The organism is Ruegeria sp. H4 (genome assembly GCF_056533065.1).
The window spans coordinates 1,102,111-1,123,309 of sequence record NZ_JBQFOC010000001.1 but is presented as its reverse complement, the minus strand read 5'-3'; the positions used below and the strand labels follow the sequence as shown (position 1 = coordinate 1,123,309).

Sequence of the window (21,199 nt, the reverse complement as noted above, 5' to 3'; positions counted from 1 at the left end):
AAATCATTGACTTAGCCCTGTGGTGCTCGGGTGGGCCACACCTACAATGATACAATCATCCTGCCTAAGCCTTTAAAGACACGGTGTTTATTGCTCCCGTTGGCTTATCACTCCTTCTATTGAGGGAAGACGGACATCTATAAGAATATCGCTGCGCACGCACTGCCCGCATCGAGCTGGTGATCTGGCCCGCTGTCCACGACTGGAGCGCGCACTTGAATAAACACTAAAGTCCAATGTCTCATGGGCGTGCAGGTTACCCGGGAAAGCGGATCTAGCGTTGGTAATTTGGGGGAGGCTTCCAACATGACGCACTCATTTTCACCCCCGCGAACCGGTTCATCTTTCGCAACGACCGAACGGCTACCGAGTATTTTGTTCATGCCTACCGGCTAACCAGTAAGTTCAGTGGGGCGGTGCATGCCAACCCCCGGTAAATAGTGACGATCTACGCCCCCGGAAATCGAGCAGGAGAATACCCGAATGAAACTATTTTTCGCTGAAAAAGTTGACGGCACCGCGCGCGTTTTCAACACTCGCTATCTGGTCGGCATCAGTGGCTATTCTGTCGGTGGCGTAAAGCAAAAAGGAAAGTGTTGTTTTCACACCGACCCGAGTTCTGATGGCGTCGGACGGCACTATATCAAGGGCAGCCTCAAGAGCTGGATCAAGCGCTTGGGCGTGATGGAATGAGCGTCCAAATCAGTTTTTTGCGGTGCATTGATCACTTGATCGGTGAGATCAATGAACTCAAAGACCACCCAATCGCACTGCACCAAGGCCAACAAACACGGCTAGATTCGGACGGTCGGACCGACGGGGAATCTAGAACGAGGTAACTGTTTGTTTTGCTCTTATTTAGTGGTGCCCCCACACGGACTCGAACCGCGGACCTACTGATTACAAATCAGTTGCTCTACCAGCTGAGCTATAGGGGCGCTGACCGTCGATTACTTTCTCCAGAGAAAGACTGCAAGCCGGAAATTTAGCATAGAGTTAGGGATTGTCGATTTTCCTTAGAAAGTGTGAAATCACTCGCAACGAAATGCCCAGTCTTGATAACAGTGAAGCAAAGCTGAAAACGGCTCTGTAGGACAGTCGGGCGCAAGGAACATGATGCATGTAGTCATTCACGCCGGGGTCCCCTACACGGATGCGGGACAATTGCTGGCAAATCTCGCAGCCCACAAAGGCGCGTTGTACAAGGCTGGGACCTTACCACTAGGACCACGCCGGTGTAGGCAATTCGTCAAGGTCATGTCCGACGCCATGGCGAGCGGTCTGCCTCTGGCAGAGGCGCGCGAGCAGATGAATGCCGTGCTGCCTGATGCTGCTGATATTCAGCGTGTCGTTGTTTCCAGCGAAAAGTTCTTTGGGCCGATGCGCGCAGCCTTGCAACATGGGCAGATCTATCCCTTTGCGGGGAAGCGGGCTGCGTATACGCAGGACCTGCTGAATGGCGCGCAGATCGAAATTTTTGCCGGGCTGATGAACCCCGGCCTTTTCATCCCAAGGGTTTTGACGGCACTGGACCCGGCGCGCACCAGATCAATACTGGACACGACAGACCTGAGTTGTCTCAGCTGGGTCACCATGATCGAAGACCTGGGCGATCTGGTTCCAGATGTCAAAATCACCCTTTGGGAGAACGAGGACTCACCACTGATCTGGGGAGACATCCTGCGCGCTATGGCCGGTTTGCCCGACAGCATTGCCATCCCTGGGGAACATACCTTGCTCGCTTCTTTACTGACCGAACAGGGTAAACATCAGCTTTTGCCGTTGATCCAGCAGGAACAATCCGGCGCACGGCTTGCATCAGGCGCTGAACTGGCTGGGCTACTTGAGGCCCATGCTCAACCCGATCGGGTTGAGGAGGAGTTAGACCTGCCCGGCTGGAGCACTGAAATCGTCAGTGCGTTTTCCGAGCTTTATGCACAAGACATGGCAAAAATCCGAACGATGCCGAATGTACGAATATTAGAGGTCTGAACCAGTCAGACGCTCTACATTCCCAATGCTTCTTTGTACATTTCCAGCACCGCTTCTTCTTCGGCGATGTCGTCCTTGTCGCGCTTGCGCAAGGCGATGACCTTCCGCATGACCTTGGTGTCGTAGCCCCGGGCCTTGGCCTCGGCCATGACTTCTTTTTGCTGTTCAGCCAGATCCTTTTTCTCAGCATCCAGCCGCTCAAACCGCTCGATGAACTGACGCAGCTCTCCCGCTGTGACGCGGTAGTTGGCGGTGGCCTGATCTTCGGTCATGTCTTCCATAGGCGTCTCTCCCCAAGGCTAGAATCTGATGCTGTGACATCGGCAAGATGCCGGATACAGTGCGACCGCCCGGGTCGCAAGCACGCAATCCCGAACCGGGCCCAAAGCACGCTTGTGCGAATTGCCCCGATCCTTTAATCGCGGGTGCGGATCAGGCAGCTTTGCGGGGAACCATGTTTGAATTCATCACTTGGGGCGGGGCCGCCCTGTCCGTTGCCGGGCTTACCGGGTTGGTCTGGTGCATTCTTCGCGTGATAAAAGCGCGCAAGGCCGGACTGTCTGATGATGAACTGCGTACGGTTGTTCAGGGCGTTCTGCCCTGGAACCTCGGATCACTTTTTCTGTCGGTGATTGGCTTGATGCTGGTCATCCTCGGGATTTCCTTTGGATGACCTTGCGGAGTTAGACAGGCATATTGTCAAACTGCGCTTCCATTGCATCTTCGCACAACGCCGAGTCCAGTCGACGCAAACGAGATGGGACATGCATGCCCTGACGGCGCATGCGATCAACGATCTTGCTCACATTCGGTTGCAGGGCCAGGCGCGTATCGAGACAGGCATTCTCGAGCTTTTGTTCAATCTCTTTGAATTCGGAAAACAGGGTATTCTGTTTCATATCGCTCCTCCCAAGTGGTGCCAGTATCCCCGATATAGGTAACGGGATTAAGACCAGAACAATCTAACCTCAGGTTGTGCGGAATCTTGCCGGGTAATTCGGTAGATTCGGCAGTCTTTCCCGGTTCGACTAAAGTTTAATCCAATATTGGTGTGGCTGCCTTGACAGACATCAATTGCCAAATCGGCAGTTGAAACACATTCCACATCCAATACATGTTATATAGACCGGGACGGAGGATGATATGACCCCTAAAGTGCAGGCTTTTTTTGATGATCAAACCTTCACGGTTTCCTATGTCGTGCACGAACCCGAAGGCCGGGCCTGCGCCATCGTCGACAGCGTTCTGGATTTCGATCATGCATCAGGACGCACCGGGACGAAGGCCGCGGACGTCATCGTTAACTATATCCAGTCAAACGATCTGAAGGTCGAGTGGATCCTCGAAAGCCATGTCCACGCCGATCACCTGTCGGCCGCGCCTTATCTTCAGGAAAAGCTGGGTGGCAAAATCGGGATCGGCGATCAGATCGTGACCGTGCAGGACACCTTTGGCAAAGTATTCAACGAAGGCACTGAATTCCAGCGCGATGGCAGTCAATTCGATGCCCTGTTCAAGCAAGGCGACAGCTTTCATATCGGTCAGATGCGTGGGGATGTGTTGCACACGCCCGGTCATACCCCAGCCTGCCTGACCTATGTGATCGGCGACGCGGCCTTTGTTGGCGATACATTGTTCATGCCTGATTTTGGCACCGCCCGTTGCGACTTTCCGGGCGGGTCGTCCTCTACGCTGTATGAATCGATCCAGAAAATCCTCGCCCTGCCTGATGAAACGCGGGTCTATGTGGGACATGACTACAAGGCCCCAGGCCGGGATCAATACGCCTGGGAAACCACTGTGGGTGAGCAAAAAGCGCTCAACATTCATATCGGACAGGGGCGCAGCGTCGAAGAGTTCGTGGAAATGCGCGATGCACGGGATGCAACGCTGGCAATGCCACGCCTGATCCTGCCGTCTCTGCAGGTCAATATGCGTGCGGGTCAGATGCCCCCGGCGGATGAGCAGGGCGATGTGATGCTCAAGCTGCCGATCAACAAGCTCTGACTCTGCGACAACAACATTAAGGACGAACCGGATATGGACGCATCTTGGGTGATGGGCCTTTTGGGCGGATTGCTGATTGGTCTTGGCGGTGCGGTGTATCTGCTCGGCAATGGCCGCGTCATGGGGGCCAGCGGTATACTGGGCGGACTGGTCGACGGCAGCGCGCGCAACGAGATCGCCGAGCGTCTGGCATTTATTGTCGGCTTAATCGGTATGCCCCTGCTGTTACGCCCATTGATCGCGCCACATTCTGAAACACATCTGACCGGAAATCTGCTGCTGGTCGTGATCGCCGGGCTGCTGGTGGGTGTCGGGACCCGCATCGCAAATGGTTGCACCTCTGGCCACGGTGTGTGCGGCATCTCTCGGTTCTCACCGCGCGGGATTGTGGCAACACTGATTTACATCGCAGCTGGTGCGCTGACCGTTTTGGCCCTGCGGCACATGCTGGAGGTCATTTGATGCGCATCCTGATCGCTTTGATCGCAGGGGCCTTGTTCGGCACCGGCCTGCTGGTTTCGGGCATGACCGACACGACCAAGGTTCAAGGTTGGCTGGACCTGTTCGGCGCCTGGGATCCAACACTTGCCTTTGTCATGGGTGGGGCCATCCTGCCTATGTTGATCGCCTGGCGGATGACCAACGGACGGAAACCCATCGCTGGCGGCCAATTTCCGGCACCTCCACGCCCCGAACTGGACCATCGCTTGATCATCGGCTCTGTGCTGTTTGGCATGGGCTGGGGGCTTGTTGGGCTGTGCCCCGGGCCTGCAATGGCTTCGCTAAGTTATGGGGGCCTCGGCGGATTGCTGTTTATGCTGGCGATGATCACAGGAATGTTCATCGCACCTGGCCTTGGCGCACAGCTAGACAGAGCTGCAAACCCAACCTAAGGATTTGGCATGGAGATTCGCCCAATTACCCCCCGCTACGCCGTCTCACCGCAGATCACGGTTGAGGATGTGCCCGCCATCGCCCAAGCCGGGTTCGTCAAGGTAATTTGCAACAGACCCAACACCGAGGTTCCCTCAGACATGCAATCCGACGCCATCGGCGAGGCCGTGCGCGCAGCCGGGTTGGAGTATGAGGTTCTGGAACTGACCCATCAGACCATGACGCCCGAAAATGTGGCACGGCAAAGGGATATGGCCGAAGCTTGTGGTGGACCGGTATTGGCCTATTGCGCATCTGGCACGCGGTGTTCGGTCGTATGGGCCTTGGGCCAATGCGACCGAATGAGCACCGACGACATTCTAAATGCCACAACACGCGCAGGCTACCAGTTGGAAAACCTGCGTCCGGCATTGGATCATATGCGCAAGGCTGTGGACTAAGGTTCGGGTATATCCAACTGCTAACTCACATCATCGGGGCCGCTTAGCCCCGCCAGCTGCGAAATCTCAGCCACCATTTGTTCCGAGTTCTCAAAACTCAGATCACCCTCGTGGGCTTCCAGAGTGTCCGGACCAGCGCGATAGTCTGTGACGTCGACGGCTTGGGCGCCCAATGGCATATCAGGTGCGTTTTGACTGGCCGAAGCTGCCCGGCTTTCGATAAATTCCTGCGTTTCAATATCGGATACCGCAGCCAAAGGAGCCTGTTCGTTAATCCGCACCGCACGCAAGCCACCACATTGACCAAGCCGTCCAACCGCAGTCCGCGACCGATCGATGGCCAGAATTTCTGTCCGGTCGATGCGCGCATGTTGCAGCGGCAGAATATCCCCAGCGCTAAGCCCCGAAAGCTCAGACAGTGGCACATTCATGCGACACAAAACGGCGTTCAATTCGGCCCGGATAACGCCCGAAGATTGCTCCAGGCTGGGCCCCTCATCCGCTTCAGGGATCAGGCAATCCTCTACCGGGGATGACTGTTGTGGCAACAAAACACAGATATGACCTTGCCGTATGCCACCTGCCAGGTCGACCGTCAGTTCAAAACCGCAATACATATCTTCAACCAGTGTCAGGCAGACAGATCGCAAATCTTGCGCACGAGACATGTATTCATAGCCGATCAAGCCCACATCATCCGATGCATTTTCGGCCAGCTCAGCCGCCTTGGACAGCGCAGCTTCCAGCAGCGGTGCCGTCATCGCCCCATCAGTATTTGTGAACGTGCGCGCCTCTGGCGCAGTTTCGGTGACCTGACCAATGGTCTGGGTCTGCAAAATGGCCGACACTGCATTTGGATCAAGGCAGGCGGCTGCAACTCCATCTGGCCCTTTCAGGAACAACAGCAGCCAATCATCGCCAACCGCATCGACCAGATCATTGGCAGGCTGCAGCGATTGCTTTGCGCCAATCACCGCAAGGGGCAGGTTCAGCCGATCTGCTGCGGCCCGCGCGAATCCCAGACGCAGCGCGCGCAGCACTGAACGCGGCCGGTTCTTCAAATCCTCGCGCCCCGCTGACAGCTTGCGCAACAGCGCGGTGTTCCCTGCCTCTGACATGACCAAAACTCACCAAATTGCTCGAGCCTCTGACCCTTGATGTAACCCGGTGAGTGTTACGAAGTTCTTTATCCGTCCCTCATTGCGCCGCTTGCTGATAGGCCAACGGCAGGCTGACCCGGAACGCAGCCCCGCCCTGCCCCGGCAGATAGCTGATCTCGCCCCCAAGCCGCTGCATGATCTCACGGCAGATCGCCAGCCCCAGACCCGCGCCGCCGGCCTTATCGATCCCGATCCGCGCAAATTTCTCGAATACCAACGATTGGGCCTCGACTGGAATGCCGTTGCCGTTATCAACGAAATCGATCACCACGCGTCCCCCGATATCATGCGCCGAAATCGTCAGAACGGGCTCATCCGCGTCGCAGTATTTCTGTGCATTGGAAATCAAGTTGATGACAACCTGCCCGAAACGGTCGAGGTCAGTGTGTAGCGGAATACGTTCCGAAGCGCGTGTTCGGCGGATTGTCAGAGGTTTCGATGCTCCGGCCAGCGCGGTTGAAACCGCACGATCCAGCACCGAACGCAGGCTACCATCGCTCATGTTCAGGCTGACCTGACCATTTTCAAGTACGCTCAGATCCAACAGATCATCCAGCAAACGGGTTAGGCGTAAGGCTTCATCATGAATGGTTGCAGCAAATTTAGTCTGTTCCTCGTCGCTCAGCCCTTCGGTGTCGCGCAGGATTTCGGAAAACGCGCGGATCGAGGTCATCGGGGTGCGCAGCTCATGGCTAACTTGGCTCAGGAAGCTGTCTTTTTGTTCCGACATTAGGGTCAGTTTGGTATTGGCTTCGCGCAGCTGCCGCGCGGTCCGGCTTAGTTCTGCCGACTTGACCTCCAGCTGGCTGGAGTATTCCAACAACTGAGCAGATTCGTCCGCCACAGCCAACAAATCCTCGACCGAGATTGAGGCGCCTCCAACGATCTGACCAATCATGGCATGGGCCGTGGCCGCACCAACCGAACCGCTGAGTTCACGTTCAAGCCGGTTCAGGAAGCCCGGCGTGGGCTCGGGCAGGTGTGACCTCCCACCCTGATGCTCGGCTTCGGCCTGAAAGAATGCCTGCGCGGGGCCAGTACCCAGAATGCGCTGGGTCATGATCATCAAATCTTCGCTTTGCGCCACCGACCCCGACCAGCCGCGCGGTGCAACGGAATGGTCGAAGACATTCACAAACTGCGCCCCCTGCAAACGCTCCAGCGGGCTGGGGAAGCTAATAAGCGACGCGACGCAAAAGGCGATTGTGTTCAAAGAGATCGACCACATCACGGTGTGGACCATCGGGTCCATTCCCTCGATCCCAAACAAGGCATGAGGGCGCAACCACCCTATCCCAAACGGGCCCTGTTCGATCACTATTTGAGACATCCAAAGCCCACCCATACCAGGCAAGAGCAGCGTGTAGCACCAGAGCGTAAATCCCACAGTCAGCCCGGCCAAAGCGCCGATGCGCGTCGCCCCTCGCCAGAACAATCCGCCCACAAGGGCGGGCAGGATTTGCGAGACCCCGGCAAAGGCAATCAAGCCGATCGAAGCCAGCGCCGCGCCATCGCCGATCAGGCTATAGTAGAAATATCCCAGCGCCATGACCGCAGCGATCGAAACCCGACGCGCCATCAAAACAATGGTCCGTACATCACCAGGGACAGATCCCACCCGCTCATGGGTATTCAGCCAGATCGGCATGACAATCTGGTTCGATACCATAGTGGACAGCGCCATCGCCGTGATGATCACCATCGAAGTGGCCGACGAAAAACCACCGATGAATGACAGCATGGCAAGCCAATCATTGCCCTGTGACAGTGGCACCGTCAGCACAAAAAGATCAGGGTTAGAACCAGGCGGTAAAAGGTCCAACCCGACGACCGCAATGGGCACAACAAACAGGCTCATCAGCAGCAGGTACAAGGGAAACGCCCAAGCTGCTGTCCTCAGATGGCCTTCATCGTCATTTTCAACGACCATGACCTGAAACATGCGCGGCAGACAGACAAAGGCAGCTGCGGACAGGAAGATGAACGCAGTCCAGCGGCCGGCGTCGATGTTCCATTGGCCAATTTCCGAGGCATCAATCCGATCCATCATTGGGCTAATCCCACCGGCAATACCCCATACGACAAACACACCAACGGCGATCAGGGCAAACAATTTGACCACCGATTCCACCGCAATCGCTGTGACAACGCCATGATGACGCTCGTTCACGTCCAGATTCCGTGTGCCGAATAGAATAGCAAAGACAGCCAAACCGGCCGCAACCCAGAATACGTTTGATCCGCTAGGGTATAGGCCAGATGGATCAGCCTCGACAAAAATCGAAAACGACAGGGTGATCGACTGAAGTTGCAGGGCAATATAGGGCGTTCCGGCAAGAACCGCCAAAATGGTAACGCATACGGCCAGCGTGTTGGATTTACCATAACGAGACGACAATAGGTCCGCGATCGAGGTCACCCTTTGGCTACGCGCAACCCGAACCAGTTTGCGCAAGCCCCACCACCAGCTGACCATCACCAACGTCGGCCCCAGATAGATCGTCACGTATTCCAGCCCGGACCGCGCGGCATTGCCAACCGCGCCATAAAAGGTCCAGGCGGTACAATAGATCGACAAGGAAAGCGTGTAGATCAGGGGCGAGCGTAGCCATTTCCCTCGCCCTGCCTCGGCCATTCTTTCAGCTGCGAAGGCCACACCAAATAGTAGTACCACGTAGCCCAAGCTTACCAATATCAGAATATTCGGCGTCGCCATCACTCAGTGTCCGCGCCGATATCGTCGCGAACGCCCAGACTTCTGGCAGTCAGGCCAAAGATCAGGCCAATCGCAATCAGCACGCCCCAGCATACAAATATGTACAGCATAGCCGATGAAAGCGGTACAGCGTCGTCGCCCGCGCTCTGATCCGGCCAAAGCAGCGGTAGTGCGAGAAGTGCCGCGCCTAAAAATGGCAATAGCCGGGCAGCATCGGCCAGTCTGCGACGGCGATAGCTTTGCCGCCCAAGGAATAGCGAGGACCGTTTGCCAGTAGGCATCTGGTCTATGTCACTATCAGAGGTCATGCCCGTGAGGCCTGCGCGTGAAGATCACGCACCGCAGTCAGCACCTCGGCATTTGAAAACGGTTTTGTCATGAACCGGCTAACACCCGCATTCTCGGCCATTTCCCGATCGCGGGATTGCCCGCGTGCCGTTAGCATCAAGACCGGCAAGCGTTGCATATCATCCAACTCGCGCAGGTCTCGCAGAATATCCATGCCGTTCTTTCCCGGTAGCATGACATCAAGGATGACAAGATCCGGGGCTGCAGACTGAATCACCTGAATCGCATCAGACCCTTCTGAATGCGTTTCAACATGCCAGCCTTCGCGTGTCAGCAAAAAGCGGATGGCCTCAGCGATGTTCGGCTCATCCTCGATCAACAGAACCTTACGGCTCATATTTTCAGTTCCTCCCCATGGCAGATCGCGCTCTTGGCACGCTGCCACCGCCAGATTAAGCGGTCAGTCATCGACCTGTCAAAAACCTTCGCTCAGAATCGAAGGCTCACGCCGCGATGTGCAATCCCGGCTGGGGCACACCCGGCAATTGGCCCCGACATGGGTCAAAGCCGATGCCCCCTCCTCCCCGACCGGTCGCACCAGCATGATCGACCGATAAGCCGGATCCTGATCATATCCGGGCACCGCATGAGGCCAAGCGTAAGCATGGCACTCGAACTCAGCCGCACTGCGCCCCAACTGAGCGATTTGTTTGCGAACCGGCACCAGAGGACGACTTAGCGCGGTGAACAAGGGCCACAACGGACAAGCCTCGCCATGGCGCGGCATAACGAAACCGGGAAGCGGTTTGAGGAACAGGACGCTGCCCGATGCATCGCACAAGGCCAGCCCTGCAGGGCGCGGCAAATACTCCTCTGGCACAAAGGCCAAACGTCGCAGAACTGTAGGGATATCGACCGCGAAACGTTGCGCCAACGTGATAGGGTCCGGTTCGCCCTTAGCGAGAATTTGCTTCAAATCGGCAAGCGGCATCGCAACCGCGTCCTCTGCGCACCAGCGCAGAATCTCTTGGGCGACAGAACGGGCGGTGGCGGTGTTCAATCCGTCTAGGGCAATACTCTCAGCCCCTGCCCTCGCTTCGAGTTCGGGAAAACTGTAGTTTCGAGCTGCAAAAAAGCTCTCAACCTCTTCCAGAGGGACACTACGAGGGGTCTTGGCCGCATCGCTTTCATCCAGATAAGACACCAGCGCCTTAGAGCTTTCGGCCAGTCGTTCAGCATCCTGATGCAGGTTCTTGTGAAACCGGTCCTGCCATTCGATTTCGATATCCTGCGTATCGGCCAGAATGGATGCGGTAGATCGAATGGCGGCAGCGGTTGTCAGAACCTCATGCATCGACGCGGCCAGATGCGGGTCATGTGTCAATCGGTCCGATAGCGTTTCGACCGTGCGTTCCAGTGACACGACGCGCTGATGCAATTGCGCCAGAACGCCGGCCCAGCCAGCAAAGCGGCTGGCAAATTCCTCCACCCCGTCAACCTCAGCCTGCTGTCCAACTGCATCTGCCGCCGCCTCTCGCAGTGCAGAAATCAGCGCCGCCTCGATCCCCTGGGTCAGTAGCGAGGGCTCTATATCCAAGGCTTCGGCAATATCGACTAAAAGCTTTCCACCGATTCTGCGGCGGTTATGTTCAATCAAGTTCAGATATGACGGCGAAATTCCAACGCGCTTTGCAAGCTCGGATTGCTTGAGCCCAGAGATCTGACGGCGTTCGCGGATCCGGCTACCGGTAAGCGTATCGCGCATCAAAGGCTCCTCCCTCACCAAGCTTTCAATCACAATCGAGCATTTTCAAGATATCTTATTTAGGCAATGTAGTTAAGGCAGCATTTTCAGATAGAATTTACAAGATTAACAAAAGCAACGGTAAATCACCCACTTCAAATCCACAGCAAATTCTCATGACCTCTTCTATTTCCGACCAATTCCCGGCACGATATGACGATGAGTGACCCCGCCTTCGAATATGCCCCAATTGGGCTGGTTGAACTGGAAAACCGGATCATCCGGCGCTGCAATCTGCAGTTTGCCCGGACGTTCGGAGGGGGTGAGAGCGACTATCGCAACATGCCTCTGCTTCACCTTTACCCCTCCGTCGCAGATTGGGAAAGGATCGGCGCGCGTAGTTTGCAGGTGATGCGGGACACCGGGTATTACACCGATGAACGGGTTATGCGACGACGCAATGGCGATTTATTCTGGTGTCGCGCACGCGGCAGGTCGCTGACACCGGATGATCCATTCCGTCATGGTATTTGGAGCTTTTCAGACATCTCGGAAGAACGCCCCCTGGTCGAACTGACCGTGCGGGAACGCGAAGTGGCGATCCTGTCCTGCCGCGGCCTCTCGGCCAAGGAAATCGGTGTCGAACTCGGCCTCAGCTATCGCACGATCGAAGCCTACCGCGCGCGCCTATTGGAAAAGTTCGGCGCGCGTAAGTTATCAGAGCTCGTGGCGAAACTTTCGGGCATGCCGCTCTGACCGCTCAGAGCGCGCACAAATTCCTTGAATCCTCGCTTCAGACTGCGCTTTTCATGGCCCCAAGCTTAGCTTATAACGCTGCGTAATTAGACCAAAGCCCGCAGGTTTAGATGGGCCACTAGGGGAACCGTCGAGGACACTCATGACAGATACCAAACACGACGCAGATGTAGCATTCATCAAGGCACTGGCCGAGTTGCTGCGCGAAAACGACCTGACTGAATTGCAGGTGAAACGCGAGTATGGCGAAGAAGACAGCCTGAATGTGCGCGTCAGCCGCATGACGCAGGCAGTCGCTGCGCCGGTTCAGGTCGCCGTACCTGCCGCCGCCCCGGCAGCCCCAGCCGCCGCACCCGCCCCTGCTGCAGCTGCCGCCGAAGCCCCTGCTGCACAGGAAGACCCGGCCAGCCACCCCGGCGCTGTCACCTCTCCCATGGTGGGCACGGTTTACATGCAGGCCGAACCCGGCGCGCCGTCGTTCATTTCCGTCGGCGGAGCGGTGTCCGAAGGTGACACGCTGCTGATCGTCGAAGCGATGAAGACCATGAACCACATCCACGCGCCCAAATCGGGTACCGTCAAACGCATCTTGGTTGGCGACGGCGACGCTGTGGAATTCGGTACTCCTCTGGTCATCATCGAGTAAGGCGGGCCCATGTTCGACAAGATCCTGATTGCCAACCGAGGCGAGATCGCCCTGCGCGTCATCCGCGCCGCGCGCGAGATGGGGATTAAGACGGTCGCCGTCCACTCCACCGCCGACAGCGACGCGATGCATGTGCGCATGGCAGACGAATCTGTCTGTATCGGCCCTCCGCCCAGCCCGCAAAGTTACCTGTCTATGCCAGCGATCATCTCGGCCTGTGAGATCACCGGCGCACAGGCGATTCACCCTGGCTATGGCTTCCTGTCGGAGAATGCCGAGTTCGTGCAGATCGTCGAAGATCATGACATCACGTTTATCGGCCCGAACGCCGAGCACATTCGTGTCATGGGTGACAAGATCACCGCCAAGGACACAATGAAAGAACTGGGCGTTCCTTGTGTACCCGGTTCCGATGGCGGTGTTCCTACGCTGGAAGACGCAAAGCGAATTGGTGAGGAGTTCGGCTATCCCGTCATTATCAAAGCCACCGCTGGTGGCGGTGGACGTGGAATGAAAGTTGCCCAAAACGCTGATGAAATGGAAAGCGCCTTCATGACCGCACGCGCCGAAGGCAAGGCCGCCTTTGGCAATGACGAGGTTTATATCGAGAAATACCTTACCACGCCGCGCCATATCGAGATTCAGGTCTTTGGCGACGGCAAGGGCAACGCGGTCCATCTGGGCGAGCGCGATTGCTCGTTGCAGCGCCGCCATCAGAAAGTGTTTGAGGAGGCCCCCGGCCCCAGCATCACCCCTGAAGAACGCGCCAGGATCGGTAAGATCTGCGCCGATGCTGTGGCGAAGATCAACTATATCGGTGCAGGCACCATCGAGTTCCTGTACGAAAACGGTGAGTTCTATTTCATCGAGATGAACACCCGCTTGCAGGTGGAACACCCGGTAACCGAAGGCATTTTCGGCGTCGATCTTGTGCGCGAGCAGATCCGCGTCGCCTCAGGCCTACCGATGTCGTTCACTCAGGACGACCTGGAAATCGAAGGCCACGCCATCGAGGTTCGGATCAATGCAGAGAAACTACCCAATTTCTCACCCTGCCCCGGTAAGATAACGGCGTATCATGCGCCGGGCGGTCTGGGCGTGCGGATGGATTCGGCGTTGTATGACGGGTATTCGATCCCGCCCTACTACGACTCGCTAATCGCAAAGCTGATCGTACAGGGGCGCGACCGGGCCGAGGCGCTGGCGCGCCTTGAACGCGCATTGGGAGAGTTGATCGTTGACGGTATCGACACCACCGTACCGCTGTTCCACGCGCTGCTGCAGGAACCTGATCTACATAGCGGCGAATACAACATCCACTGGCTGGAGCACTGGCTTGCGGAGAATATGGCAGACTAACCTGTCTGGAAGGCCGGATGGAACCAATCCTCCGGCCTTCGGGTTTTTCTAATGAGCTTGACTGCGGAACTTTTGCTGCATGGCTACTCCATCGGCATTTTTCCCATGGCAGAACATCGGGATGACCCAGAGCTGTTCTGGGTCGACCCAAAATACAGGGGCGTGTTCCCTCTGGACGGGTTTCATATTTCGCGCAGTCTGGCCCGGAGCCTGCGTAGATCCGGCTTTGACATCTCAATCGATCAGGATTTCAACGGCGTCGTCGATGGCTGCTCAGACCGGGTGGATACCTGGATCAACGGCGAGTTGCGACAGCTTTACGATCAATTACACATGGCAGGTCACGCCCATTCACTTGAGGTATGGGATAACGACAAGCTGGTTGGCGGCGTCTATGGCGTCGTGTTGGGGGCGGCTTTTTTTGGCGAAAGCATGTTTTCGAGGCGTACTGATGCCTCAAAAATCGCCCTGGCCTATCTGGTCGACCGGCTTAGACAAACGGGTTTCAAACTATTTGATACGCAGTTCTTGACAACTCACCTTGCCTCGCTTGGCGCCATCGAAATTCCACGCGGTACATATCGTGAAGCACTTGAAGAAGCGATCAACGCAAGCGCTGATTTTTCCGCTGATATTCCTCAATCAGCGGATGGTGTGATACAGCGGATCACCCAGACGTCATAGCGCGCATGATCCAAAGCATTAAGCGCCGGTGACGTCGCAATCATCCAACCGTCAAACAGCTGATCTGCTTTGCCTTTTTCCCAGATCGTCAGATAGGCAAACGCATCGCCTGTGGGATTGTCCGCCGGGTACCGACAATCCCCCAAGGCTACATCCAATCCAAACACAGGCTGGGTGTCGCCGTTTTGCATTTCGATATCGATGGTCTGGCCGTTTACTTTGTCCAAGCCGCGCAACATGGCACCAGGGCCAGATTCTACCTTCTGCTGCGCAGATGCAGCCGTTGCGCAGAACGCGATTGCCATCAGCACCGAATGCTTCATTCGCCGCCGTCTCCGGCCACGAATTTGACGAGCAGTGAAATCAGGCTGACCGCGCCTTGGGTATCTTCGATCTCGTCCCCCGGCTCGAAAAAGAACGGTGAGCCGCCCGGCATGACCTCAACAAAATTTCCACCCAGAAGACCTTCGGACGAGATAACGATCGCGCTGTCATCCGGAACAAGGATCCCATCCGCAATCGTAAAAGTCGTATCGGCGCGATAGGTATCTGGGTTCAGATCGACGTCGGTTACGGTGCCGATCTTGACCCCGGCCAAACGCACATCAGTCCCCACACCGACCCCTTCAAGCGACCGGAAGGAGGCCCCCAGCTCATAACCCGCGCTGCTTTGCGACAGGCCCGTCGACTGGCTGGCATAAACGCCAAATGACACGGCAACCGCCAGAACGGCACCACCGACAATGACTTCGGTCCAATTATGGGTCGACATTGCTCGCCTCTGTTATTCGGGGCTCCAGGCCTCATAGTCTTTGCGCTCGACCGGATCAGGTCTGCGCAGCGATCCTGCCGGGGTGTAAGCCAGAGCAGTGCCCGTCAGGTTTTCCTGATGCGGTTTTTCCCAAGATTTATGAGGCAGCGGCTTATCGGTCGGCGGTTCATCCCAAGTGCGGTGCAACCAGCCATGCCATTCTGGATCAACGCGGCTGGCTTCGGCCTCGCCATTGAAAATTACCCAGCGTTTGCTGTCATCCGCATTGCGATAGAAGACGTTGCCTTCGTTGTCTTCGCCAACTTTCACACCTTTTCGCGCGGTATAAATCTGGGTGTTCAGGGTTGCCCCGTTCCACCAGGTCACGGCCCGCAGAAGAGTGTTCAGAATGCCCATCAGGTGCCTCCGGCAAAGTGCTCGGGAATGGTATGGACCAAAGGCGCGCCAAGGTCCAGTGCCACAGAAATCATCCGCGTTTTTCCGACAACGCGGCCGTTACTTCTATCTCGATACGATCCTCTGGCGTAATCAGATTACACTCAATGACTGTCGCTGCTGGAGGGTTGAGGCCAAAGGCCTCTTTTAGCAGAGGCCAGCATTGTTCAAATTCTGACATATCGGGCAGGTAATAGTTTACGCGCACGACGTCTTCAAAACCTGCGCCCGCCTCAGCCAGCGCTTTTTCGATAGCGTGCAACGACGATTTGCATTGAGAAATTACATCCTTCGGGATGTTTTCGCCTTGGGCACATGTTCCTGCCACAAATACGAAGCCATTCGCTACCACCGCTCTGCAGTAACCAACCTTCTCTTCATACTCTCCGCCAGAATGAATTCTTCTAATCATTTAACCCTCCTGTACAGAAAAACGGCACGGGTTTACCGCGCCGTTTCATCAATTCGGTCGAACTGCTTAGCCGGCTGACGCAGATTCAGCCGCCTCGGCATAGATGATTAAAGGTTGGGCGACAGAGGTCACGGCCTCTTCGTTCACGACCACCTCGGTCACGTTCTTCATGCCCGGCAGCTCGAACATCGTGTCCAGCAAGATATCTTCGAGGATCGATCGCAACCCGCGCGCGCCGGTCTTGCGTTCGATCGCCTTTTTGGCAATCGCTTTCAACGCATCATCCGTAAAGGCCAACTCGGCGTCTTCGAGTTCGAAGAGACGTTGATATTGCTTGACCAACGCGTTTTTGGGTTTGGTCAGAATGGTGACAAGTGCGTCTTCGTCCAAATCTTCCAAAGTCGCCAGAACCGGCAAGCGGCCAACAAATTCCGGGATCAGACCGAATTTCAGAAGGTCTTCGGGTTCCAGGTCCTTGAATATCTCACCCACGCCGCGATCATCATTCTCACGCACATCAGCACCAAAACCCATGGCAGAGCCTTTGCCACGCTGTGCAATAATCTTGTCCAGCCCTGCAAAAGCACCGCCGCAGATAAACAGGATGTTGGTCGTGTCCACCTGCAGGAATTCCTGCTGCGGGTGCTTGCGGCCGCCCTGAGGCGGTACACTGGCAACGGTGCCTTCCATCAGCTTCAGCAGCGCTTGCTGCACCCCTTCGCCCGAGACATCGCGCGTGATCGATGGGTTTTCTGATTTGCGCGTGATCTTGTCGACCTCGTCAATATAGACGATCCCGCGCTGCGCGCGTTCGACATTGTACTCGCTGGCCTGCAGCAGTTTGAGGATGATGTTCTCGACATCTTCACCCACATAGCCCGCCTCGGTCAGAGTGGTTGCATCTGCCATAGTGAACGGGACATCCAGAATGCGCGCCAGCGTCTGGGCCAGCAACGTCTTGCCGCAACCCGTTGGGCCGATCAACAGAATGTTGGATTTCGCCAGCTCAATATCACCGCCGGCCTTTTGCGCGTGGTTCAGACGTTTGTAGTGATTGTGGACCGCCACCGAGAGAACACGCTTTGCCGTGGCCTGACCGATGACATAGTCGTCCAGCACCTCACAAATGTCCTTGGGCGTTGGTACCCCATCAGAAGATTTCAGCCCGCTGGCTTTGGTCTCTTCCCGAATGATGTCCATGCAAAGCTCGACACACTCATCGCAGATGAAAACGGTCGGACCCGCGATCAGCTTGCGCACCTCATGCTGGCTTTTTCCACAAAAGCTACAGTAGAGCGTGTTTTTGCTGTCACCGCCTGAATTCGTCGCCATGATCTACCTTTCGGGCTTCGTCCACTGCCCCTTATTCGGGGCCGCGCTTGCGCATGTTCATGCAGCTTAGGCCAGCACTGTGGCGGCTACAATCTCAAAAATGCGCCCGACGCCGATGGCGCCAGGCATGTTTCTTAGGCTTCTTCCGTGTCCATCTTGGCGCGGTTCTCGACAATCTCGTCGATATGGCCCCAGTCCTTGGCCTCTTCCGGGCTCATGAAATTGTCACGATCCAGCGCTTTTTCAACCGCCTTTTTTGTCTGCCCTGTATGGCGCACATAGATGTCATACAGGCGATCTTTCAGTTTCTGCGTCTCGGCCGCGTGGATCATGATGTCGCTCGCCTGACCCTGATAGCCACCGCTGGGCTGGTGCACCATGATGCGGCTGTTGGGCAGCGAAAAGCGCATACCCTTCTCGCCACCGGCGAGCAGGACCGACCCCATCGAGGCCGCCTGACCGATCACCAATGTCGAACATTTCGGCTTGATGTACTGCATTGTGTCGTAGATCGACAAACCACTGGTCACTACGCCGCCGGGCGAATTGATGTAAATCGAGATTTCTTTGTTTGGGTTTTCCGCCTCAAGATGCAGCAGCTGCGCCACCACCAGATGGCTCATCCCATCATGGATCGGGCCGTTGATGAAAATGATCCGCTCTTTCAGCAGACGCGAGAAGATGTCATAGGCGCGCTCACCCCGGCTGGTCTGCTCGACAACCATGGGGACAAGCGTATTCATGTAGGTTTCTACGGGATCGAACATTCTTAACCTGCCTGCTTTGCGATGGATCGGGAGAGTATCCCAACAAGTGTTACCCGAGTCTTAGTGTTGCCTTTGGGGGGCTGCAAGGGGTGCACCTCACTTCGCAGGCCGATTGTGAGATTGTTGATCGCTGGTGCTAACTCAGGCCATATTCACCCGGGCTTGCCGCTTTTGTCACGAACAGCGCCCCTGATGCTGGTCCCGCTTGTGAAAAGGTGCTACCGAAATCATGATCGACCACCAAGGAGACGAGTATGATCCGAGCAATCCTGATTGGCCTGAGCCTGTTTGCCCTGACCGCCTGCGAAACCGCCAAAGGCGCGGGCAAAGATATCGAAAACGCCGGGGATGCAATCCAGAACGCGGCCACTGAGGTTCAAGAGAACATCTGACCGGCCCAGTATATTGCGGAGCCGCGCCAAAATTCATCAACATATTGTTGATCTCCTGATCCAAAACCACTAGTCTTGCGCTACAGGTGCATAGACGCGGCATTGCATTATCTGACGCAAAGACGGGGTTCTTTCGTTCGCACGAAGGAACCCCGTTTCCATTCGAAGGGGTCTTGAATGATGCCTGTATGGAACCAGAATAGGAAAAGGCGTCAGGTGCGCAGACGCGGTCTTTGCATGTATCCTTGCGGACACTCCTGACGCCTTGCCGGGTCAGCACACCCCGAGGGGCACCCTGATCCAGTTGCCTCAGCCCCTTTCGAAGCTGCGACTGCCGTTTCGACCCGAAGGCCGTCACAGCGCACAAGATCCATTTTGAGAAGCTGATCTATCAACCCGGGATCTGACACCCAACTCGACTGTCCAGCAACCGGTAAGCCCCTGCAAATCCGCGTAAATCCTAAAATCCACCCGATCCTGCGTTGGCCCCTGGCCCTTGCGCCCCGCTGCCTGTTCCGAGGAAGTGCTGCGGTAACCTTACTGTTACATTGGCGCCCAATACCGGCAAGAAAATAGCACTGCAGCATGAAAATTAGACGGGGATAACCTGTTGATATCCGCCGGGAGGGCGATGTGGATAAATCGAGAAGTTTTGCAAACTGGCCTGCTTGCGCGTGGAAAACTCCGAACAGATCGAAAACGCGCAAATTTCAGGCAATGCTGCACCTGCGAAGGCCATGTTCAATCGCAAACCGACGAATCCCGCTTTGGTTGAGCCCGAATCGAAAAGCGCCCAGCCCTGCGGATTGGCGCTCTGAGAAGCGTCCCGACCTGATCATAAATACCTACTAAACGCTGCCCGCTTAGGCAGCTTGTACCCCCTACTCTCGATCAGGCCGGAGACGCTCCGGTTCGCCTGTCAGGCCAGAACAGTGCTGTAGGTCGTTCTGATCCGCAGGCTACGGCGTAAATCCCCTCTGTCCTGTTAGACAGATTGGAAGGGCGCGTGCCGGTTACAACTTTTCTAAGGAAAGCTTCATCTGCGCTTCAGCGCGGCTTTAGTCGCTGACAGCGGTCGATCAACAGAACTGAGGGCCGCGCCGGCCTGAGGGGGTGAGCGGCGTCTCGGAATTCGTCCAGTGGACGAATTCAGCCGCGAACGGGCGGAGCCCCCGGGGGCGCAAACGCGCCGCCCGTTTTGCCGGAGGCAAACCTTTGGTTTGACGGGCGCGGGTCGGCGCGGCCCGGCGGTGCCGTCGGGCGGGTGGGTTGGTTGAAATTCGCTCGTAACACCTATGCCTAGAATCTTGAATTCTCACGCTGCAACCCCAGTTATTTTTTACCTCTTGATCGGAGAGCAGAGACCGACTAGGTAAGCGCTCCGATGTGGCATGGGTGACTCACTACACCTAAATGTTGGCACAAATCAGGAAGTTTAAACTACTTTTAGTTATGCGCTGGGAAAAACCTGAGATAACCTCGGAATCAAAGCAAACTAAAATTGGGAGATTGAGCATGACAGAAAAGCAACTCAATGACTTGGATTATCTCATTGAGAAATCGAAGGAAGTAGAGATGACTGCTGATGAAGTCGTCGCTCAGCGCCGCAGTTTTGCATATGGCAACTCCGCGTTCGAAAACTCTAAAATCACAAAAGAGATGGTTGAAGAACAAGCGCGCCAACTTGGACTGTGAGAGAACCATACAATGAGTGATGACAGCAGAGTGCGGCACAGTCAGGCCGAAAACGCTGCAATCGTTGAAGACGATCTGGAAAAAGCAAAACTTGAAGCATCAAATGCCCTCCAGCAAACAGAGCTTGTTCGGCAATTGGTATTGGAAATAGTAGACGGGCGGCCATTTCGGCTCCGCCCATCTACTTTATTGGCTTTGAATCGCACGGCGATCGAAGGTTTGGATGCCTACGCGGGAAACTGGCGACCTGCTGGAATTGAAATTGGAGAAAGTAAGCACTCACCGCCGGATGGATTTCTAGTTCCAGAACTGATTGAAGAACTTTGCGATTACGTCAATGATAACTTCGGAGAACGAAGCGCGATCCATTTAGCAGCATTCGTAATGTGGCGACTTAACTGGATTCATCCGTTCACGGACGGAAACGGCAGAACATCGCGTGCCGCTTCATATTTGGTGTTATGCGCAAAATCAGGAGCTTTGTTCCCTGGCGTTGACACTATCCCAGAGCAAATTGTTGCCAACAGGCATCCTTACTATGATGCCCTTGAAGCGGCCGACGCAATGTTCAAAGAAGAACAAGCTTTTACTGAAAATACAGTAAAAGCGATGGAGGATCTGCTTGGCTCCATGCTTGCAACTCAGTTGCGCAGCGCATTCGACAATGCGGTCGCAAAATAAGCAACACATAGAGAATCTGGAAATGGA

Annotated in this window: 27 protein-coding genes and 1 tRNA gene; 14 read left to right on the top strand and 14 right to left on the bottom strand. The window is 55.8% G+C overall.

The window, feature by feature from the left end:
• Positions 1 to 483 precede the first annotated feature (483 nt).
• Entirely contained in the window at positions 484 to 693 is a 210-nt protein-coding gene (locus ACR0KG_RS05695; RefSeq protein ID WP_480542197.1) for a hypothetical protein, read from the top strand.
• Positions 694 to 862: 169 nt separating this feature from the next.
• Here the strand turns inward: ACR0KG_RS05695 and ACR0KG_RS05690 are convergent.
• Positions 863 to 938, bottom strand: a tRNA-Thr gene (locus ACR0KG_RS05690).
• Between the two features lie 175 nt (positions 939 to 1,113).
• Between ACR0KG_RS05690 and ACR0KG_RS05685 the strand changes: the two genes are divergently transcribed.
• A complete protein-coding gene (locus ACR0KG_RS05685) occupies positions 1,114 to 1,992 on the top strand; it encodes a hypothetical protein (protein ID WP_480546579.1) in 879 nt (292 codons plus the stop codon).
• Between the two features lie 14 nt (positions 1,993 to 2,006).
• On the opposite strand, the gene ACR0KG_RS05680 is transcribed toward ACR0KG_RS05685, so the two are convergent.
• The gene (locus tag ACR0KG_RS05680; protein WP_170530827.1) at positions 2,007 to 2,273 is read right to left on the bottom strand and encodes a DUF2312 domain-containing protein; all 267 of its coding nucleotides are present in this window, start codon (positions 2,271 to 2,273) and stop codon (positions 2,007 to 2,009) included.
• A 173-nt stretch (positions 2,274 to 2,446) separates the two neighbouring features.
• On the opposite strand from ACR0KG_RS05680, the gene ACR0KG_RS05675 reads away from it, so the two are divergent.
• Positions 2,447 to 2,665 carry a hypothetical protein gene (locus ACR0KG_RS05675; RefSeq protein ID WP_480546577.1) on the top strand — a complete coding sequence of 73 codons (219 nt, stop codon included), beginning with the start codon at positions 2,447 to 2,449 and terminating at the stop codon, positions 2,663 to 2,665.
• 10 nt (positions 2,666 to 2,675) lie between these two features.
• Here the strand turns inward: ACR0KG_RS05675 and ACR0KG_RS05670 are convergent, their stop codons facing one another.
• Positions 2,676 to 2,891 (bottom strand): hypothetical protein, encoded by a 216-nt coding sequence (locus ACR0KG_RS05670; protein WP_480826725.1) that lies wholly within the window; start codon positions 2,889 to 2,891, stop codon positions 2,676 to 2,678.
• A gap of 244 nt (positions 2,892 to 3,135) precedes the next feature.
• Here ACR0KG_RS05670 and ACR0KG_RS05665 point away from each other — a divergent pair, with 244 nt between their 5' ends.
• From ACR0KG_RS05665 to ACR0KG_RS05650, 4 genes are read left to right on the top strand one after another with little or no spacing between them, the layout of a single operon-like run.
• The gene (locus tag ACR0KG_RS05665) at positions 3,136 to 3,999 is read left to right on the top strand and encodes an MBL fold metallo-hydrolase (protein ID WP_480542193.1); all 864 of its coding nucleotides are present in this window, start codon (positions 3,136 to 3,138) and stop codon (positions 3,997 to 3,999) included.
• Between the two features lie 33 nt (positions 4,000 to 4,032).
• Entirely contained in the window at positions 4,033 to 4,461 is a 429-nt protein-coding gene (locus ACR0KG_RS05660) for a YeeE/YedE family protein (protein ID WP_480542191.1), read from the top strand.
• On the top strand, positions 4,461 to 4,892 hold the full coding sequence (locus tag ACR0KG_RS05655) for a DUF6691 family protein (RefSeq protein WP_480826724.1): 432 nt from the start codon (positions 4,461 to 4,463) through the stop codon (positions 4,890 to 4,892). The genes ACR0KG_RS05660 and ACR0KG_RS05655 overlap by 1 nt, the downstream gene beginning before the upstream one ends.
• Before the next feature lie 9 nt (positions 4,893 to 4,901).
• Positions 4,902 to 5,333, top strand: a complete 432-nt coding sequence (locus tag ACR0KG_RS05650) for a protein tyrosine phosphatase family protein (protein WP_480826723.1) — start codon at positions 4,902 to 4,904, stop codon at positions 5,331 to 5,333.
• A gap of 20 nt (positions 5,334 to 5,353) precedes the next feature.
• On the opposite strand, the gene ACR0KG_RS05645 is transcribed toward ACR0KG_RS05650, so the two are convergent.
• The 5 genes from ACR0KG_RS05645 to ACR0KG_RS05625 form a co-directional block, all read right to left on the bottom strand.
• On the bottom strand, positions 5,354 to 6,451 hold the full coding sequence (locus ACR0KG_RS05645) for a FliM/FliN family flagellar motor C-terminal domain-containing protein (protein WP_480826722.1): 1,098 nt from the start codon (positions 6,449 to 6,451) through the stop codon (positions 5,354 to 5,356).
• A 79-nt stretch (positions 6,452 to 6,530) separates the two neighbouring features.
• A complete protein-coding gene (locus tag ACR0KG_RS05640) occupies positions 6,531 to 9,209 on the bottom strand; it encodes an ATP-binding protein (protein ID WP_480826721.1) in 2,679 nt (892 codons plus the stop codon).
• Entirely contained in the window at positions 9,209 to 9,517 is a 309-nt protein-coding gene (locus ACR0KG_RS05635; RefSeq protein ID WP_480542182.1) for a hypothetical protein, read from the bottom strand. The genes ACR0KG_RS05640 and ACR0KG_RS05635 overlap by 1 nt, the downstream gene beginning before the upstream one ends.
• A complete protein-coding gene (locus ACR0KG_RS05630; RefSeq protein WP_480546564.1) occupies positions 9,514 to 9,894 on the bottom strand; it encodes a response regulator transcription factor in 381 nt (126 codons plus the stop codon). Before ACR0KG_RS05630 ends, ACR0KG_RS05635 begins: the two co-directional genes overlap by 4 nt.
• Positions 9,895 to 9,972: 78 nt before the next feature.
• A complete protein-coding gene (locus ACR0KG_RS05625) occupies positions 9,973 to 11,262 on the bottom strand; it encodes a helix-turn-helix domain-containing protein (protein WP_480826720.1) in 1,290 nt (429 codons plus the stop codon).
• A gap of 198 nt (positions 11,263 to 11,460) precedes the next feature.
• On the opposite strand from ACR0KG_RS05625, the gene ACR0KG_RS05620 reads away from it, so the two are divergent.
• The 4 genes from ACR0KG_RS05620 (at position 11,461) to aat (ending at position 14,686) form a co-directional block, all read left to right on the top strand.
• Positions 11,461 to 11,997 (top strand): LuxR C-terminal-related transcriptional regulator, encoded by a 537-nt coding sequence (locus ACR0KG_RS05620; RefSeq protein ID WP_353006179.1) that lies wholly within the window; start codon positions 11,461 to 11,463, stop codon positions 11,995 to 11,997.
• Between the two features lie 142 nt (positions 11,998 to 12,139).
• The gene (gene accB, locus ACR0KG_RS05615; protein ID WP_170530851.1) at positions 12,140 to 12,643 is read left to right on the top strand and encodes an acetyl-CoA carboxylase biotin carboxyl carrier protein; all 504 of its coding nucleotides are present in this window, start codon (positions 12,140 to 12,142) and stop codon (positions 12,641 to 12,643) included.
• A 9-nt stretch (positions 12,644 to 12,652) separates the two neighbouring features.
• Positions 12,653 to 14,002, top strand: a complete 1,350-nt coding sequence (gene accC, locus ACR0KG_RS05610; RefSeq protein ID WP_170530853.1) for an acetyl-CoA carboxylase biotin carboxylase subunit — start codon at positions 12,653 to 12,655, stop codon at positions 14,000 to 14,002.
• Between the two features lie 51 nt (positions 14,003 to 14,053).
• Positions 14,054 to 14,686 carry a leucyl/phenylalanyl-tRNA--protein transferase gene (aat, locus tag ACR0KG_RS05605; RefSeq protein ID WP_480826719.1) on the top strand — a complete coding sequence of 211 codons (633 nt, stop codon included), beginning with the start codon at positions 14,054 to 14,056 and terminating at the stop codon, positions 14,684 to 14,686.
• On the opposite strand, the gene ACR0KG_RS05600 is transcribed toward aat, so the two are convergent.
• From ACR0KG_RS05600 to ACR0KG_RS05575, 6 genes are all read right to left on the bottom strand, one after another.
• Positions 14,641 to 15,009: a DUF2155 domain-containing protein gene (locus ACR0KG_RS05600; RefSeq protein WP_480542174.1), complete on the bottom strand. Its 369-nt coding sequence runs from the start codon at positions 15,007 to 15,009 to the stop codon at positions 14,641 to 14,643. The genes aat and ACR0KG_RS05600 overlap by 46 nt on opposite strands.
• Positions 15,006 to 15,458, bottom strand: a complete 453-nt coding sequence (gene mlaD, locus ACR0KG_RS05595; protein ID WP_480542172.1) for an outer membrane lipid asymmetry maintenance protein MlaD — start codon at positions 15,456 to 15,458, stop codon at positions 15,006 to 15,008. The genes ACR0KG_RS05600 and mlaD overlap by 4 nt, the downstream gene beginning before the upstream one ends.
• 12 nt (positions 15,459 to 15,470) lie before the next feature.
• Positions 15,471 to 15,854, bottom strand: coding sequence for an NADH:ubiquinone oxidoreductase subunit NDUFA12 (locus tag ACR0KG_RS05590; protein WP_480826718.1), 384 nt, complete (start codon positions 15,852 to 15,854; stop codon positions 15,471 to 15,473).
• A 70-nt stretch (positions 15,855 to 15,924) separates the two neighbouring features.
• Positions 15,925 to 16,305, bottom strand: coding sequence for a RidA family protein (locus tag ACR0KG_RS05585; protein WP_170530862.1), 381 nt, complete (start codon positions 16,303 to 16,305; stop codon positions 15,925 to 15,927).
• A 66-nt stretch (positions 16,306 to 16,371) separates the two neighbouring features.
• A complete protein-coding gene (gene clpX / locus ACR0KG_RS05580; RefSeq protein ID WP_170530864.1) occupies positions 16,372 to 17,637 on the bottom strand; it encodes an ATP-dependent Clp protease ATP-binding subunit ClpX in 1,266 nt (421 codons plus the stop codon).
• A gap of 134 nt (positions 17,638 to 17,771) precedes the next feature.
• On the bottom strand, positions 17,772 to 18,404 hold the full coding sequence (locus ACR0KG_RS05575; RefSeq protein ID WP_480497281.1) for an ATP-dependent Clp protease proteolytic subunit: 633 nt from the start codon (positions 18,402 to 18,404) through the stop codon (positions 17,772 to 17,774).
• Positions 18,405 to 18,658: 254 nt separating this feature from the next.
• Here ACR0KG_RS05575 and ACR0KG_RS05570 point away from each other — a divergent pair, with 254 nt between their 5' ends.
• The 3 genes from ACR0KG_RS05570 (at position 18,659) to ACR0KG_RS05560 (ending at position 21,172) form a co-directional block, all read left to right on the top strand.
• The gene (locus ACR0KG_RS05570) at positions 18,659 to 18,796 is read left to right on the top strand and encodes an entericidin A/B family lipoprotein (protein ID WP_353006163.1); all 138 of its coding nucleotides are present in this window, start codon (positions 18,659 to 18,661) and stop codon (positions 18,794 to 18,796) included.
• Between the two features lie 1,515 nt (positions 18,797 to 20,311).
• Positions 20,312 to 20,491, top strand: a complete 180-nt coding sequence (locus ACR0KG_RS05565; protein ID WP_480826717.1) for a hypothetical protein — start codon at positions 20,312 to 20,314, stop codon at positions 20,489 to 20,491.
• A gap of 12 nt (positions 20,492 to 20,503) precedes the next feature.
• Positions 20,504 to 21,172, top strand: a complete 669-nt coding sequence (locus tag ACR0KG_RS05560; RefSeq protein ID WP_480826716.1) for a Fic family protein — start codon at positions 20,504 to 20,506, stop codon at positions 21,170 to 21,172.
• The last annotated feature ends 27 nt before the right edge of the window (positions 21,173 to 21,199 follow it).

Excerpts from the sequence above, each read along its gene's own strand:
- ACR0KG_RS05695 (WP_480542197.1), top strand. The coding sequence starts at position 484 with ATGAAACTATTTTTCGCTGAAAAAGTTGACGGCACCGCGCGCGTTTTC.
- ACR0KG_RS05685 (WP_480546579.1), top strand. The coding sequence starts at position 1,114 with ATGATGCATGTAGTCATTCACGCCGGGGTCCCCTACACGGATGCGGGA.
- ACR0KG_RS05680 (WP_170530827.1), bottom strand. The coding sequence starts at position 2,273 with ATGGAAGACATGACCGAAGATCAGGCCACCGCCAACTACCGCGTCACA.
- ACR0KG_RS05675 (WP_480546577.1), top strand. The coding sequence starts at position 2,447 with ATGTTTGAATTCATCACTTGGGGCGGGGCCGCCCTGTCCGTTGCCGGG.
- ACR0KG_RS05670 (WP_480826725.1), bottom strand. The coding sequence starts at position 2,891 with ATGAAACAGAATACCCTGTTTTCCGAATTCAAAGAGATTGAACAAAAG.
- ACR0KG_RS05665 (WP_480542193.1), top strand. The coding sequence starts at position 3,136 with ATGACCCCTAAAGTGCAGGCTTTTTTTGATGATCAAACCTTCACGGTT.
- ACR0KG_RS05660 (WP_480542191.1), top strand. The coding sequence starts at position 4,033 with ATGGACGCATCTTGGGTGATGGGCCTTTTGGGCGGATTGCTGATTGGT.
- ACR0KG_RS05655 (WP_480826724.1), top strand. The coding sequence starts at position 4,461 with ATGCGCATCCTGATCGCTTTGATCGCAGGGGCCTTGTTCGGCACCGGC.
- ACR0KG_RS05650 (WP_480826723.1), top strand. The coding sequence starts at position 4,902 with ATGGAGATTCGCCCAATTACCCCCCGCTACGCCGTCTCACCGCAGATC.
- ACR0KG_RS05645 (WP_480826722.1), bottom strand. The coding sequence starts at position 6,451 with ATGTCAGAGGCAGGGAACACCGCGCTGTTGCGCAAGCTGTCAGCGGGG.
- ACR0KG_RS05640 (WP_480826721.1), bottom strand. The coding sequence starts at position 9,209 with ATGGCGACGCCGAATATTCTGATATTGGTAAGCTTGGGCTACGTGGTA.
- ACR0KG_RS05635 (WP_480542182.1), bottom strand. The coding sequence starts at position 9,517 with ATGACCTCTGATAGTGACATAGACCAGATGCCTACTGGCAAACGGTCC.
- ACR0KG_RS05630 (WP_480546564.1), bottom strand. The coding sequence starts at position 9,894 with ATGAGCCGTAAGGTTCTGTTGATCGAGGATGAGCCGAACATCGCTGAG.
- ACR0KG_RS05625 (WP_480826720.1), bottom strand. The coding sequence starts at position 11,262 with ATGCGCGATACGCTTACCGGTAGCCGGATCCGCGAACGCCGTCAGATC.
- ACR0KG_RS05620 (WP_353006179.1), top strand. The coding sequence starts at position 11,461 with ATGAGTGACCCCGCCTTCGAATATGCCCCAATTGGGCTGGTTGAACTG.
- accB (WP_170530851.1), top strand. The coding sequence starts at position 12,140 with ATGACAGATACCAAACACGACGCAGATGTAGCATTCATCAAGGCACTG.
- accC (WP_170530853.1), top strand. The coding sequence starts at position 12,653 with ATGTTCGACAAGATCCTGATTGCCAACCGAGGCGAGATCGCCCTGCGC.
- aat (WP_480826719.1), top strand. The coding sequence starts at position 14,054 with ATGAGCTTGACTGCGGAACTTTTGCTGCATGGCTACTCCATCGGCATT.
- ACR0KG_RS05600 (WP_480542174.1), bottom strand. The coding sequence starts at position 15,009 with ATGAAGCATTCGGTGCTGATGGCAATCGCGTTCTGCGCAACGGCTGCA.
- mlaD (WP_480542172.1), bottom strand. The coding sequence starts at position 15,458 with ATGTCGACCCATAATTGGACCGAAGTCATTGTCGGTGGTGCCGTTCTG.
- ACR0KG_RS05590 (WP_480826718.1), bottom strand. The coding sequence starts at position 15,854 with ATGGGCATTCTGAACACTCTTCTGCGGGCCGTGACCTGGTGGAACGGG.
- ACR0KG_RS05585 (WP_170530862.1), bottom strand. The coding sequence starts at position 16,305 with ATGATTAGAAGAATTCATTCTGGCGGAGAGTATGAAGAGAAGGTTGGT.
- clpX (WP_170530864.1), bottom strand. The coding sequence starts at position 17,637 with ATGGCGACGAATTCAGGCGGTGACAGCAAAAACACGCTCTACTGTAGC.
- ACR0KG_RS05575 (WP_480497281.1), bottom strand. The coding sequence starts at position 18,404 with ATGTTCGATCCCGTAGAAACCTACATGAATACGCTTGTCCCCATGGTT.
- ACR0KG_RS05570 (WP_353006163.1), top strand. The coding sequence starts at position 18,659 with ATGATCCGAGCAATCCTGATTGGCCTGAGCCTGTTTGCCCTGACCGCC.
- ACR0KG_RS05565 (WP_480826717.1), top strand. The coding sequence starts at position 20,312 with ATGACAGAAAAGCAACTCAATGACTTGGATTATCTCATTGAGAAATCG.
- ACR0KG_RS05560 (WP_480826716.1), top strand. The coding sequence starts at position 20,504 with ATGAGTGATGACAGCAGAGTGCGGCACAGTCAGGCCGAAAACGCTGCA.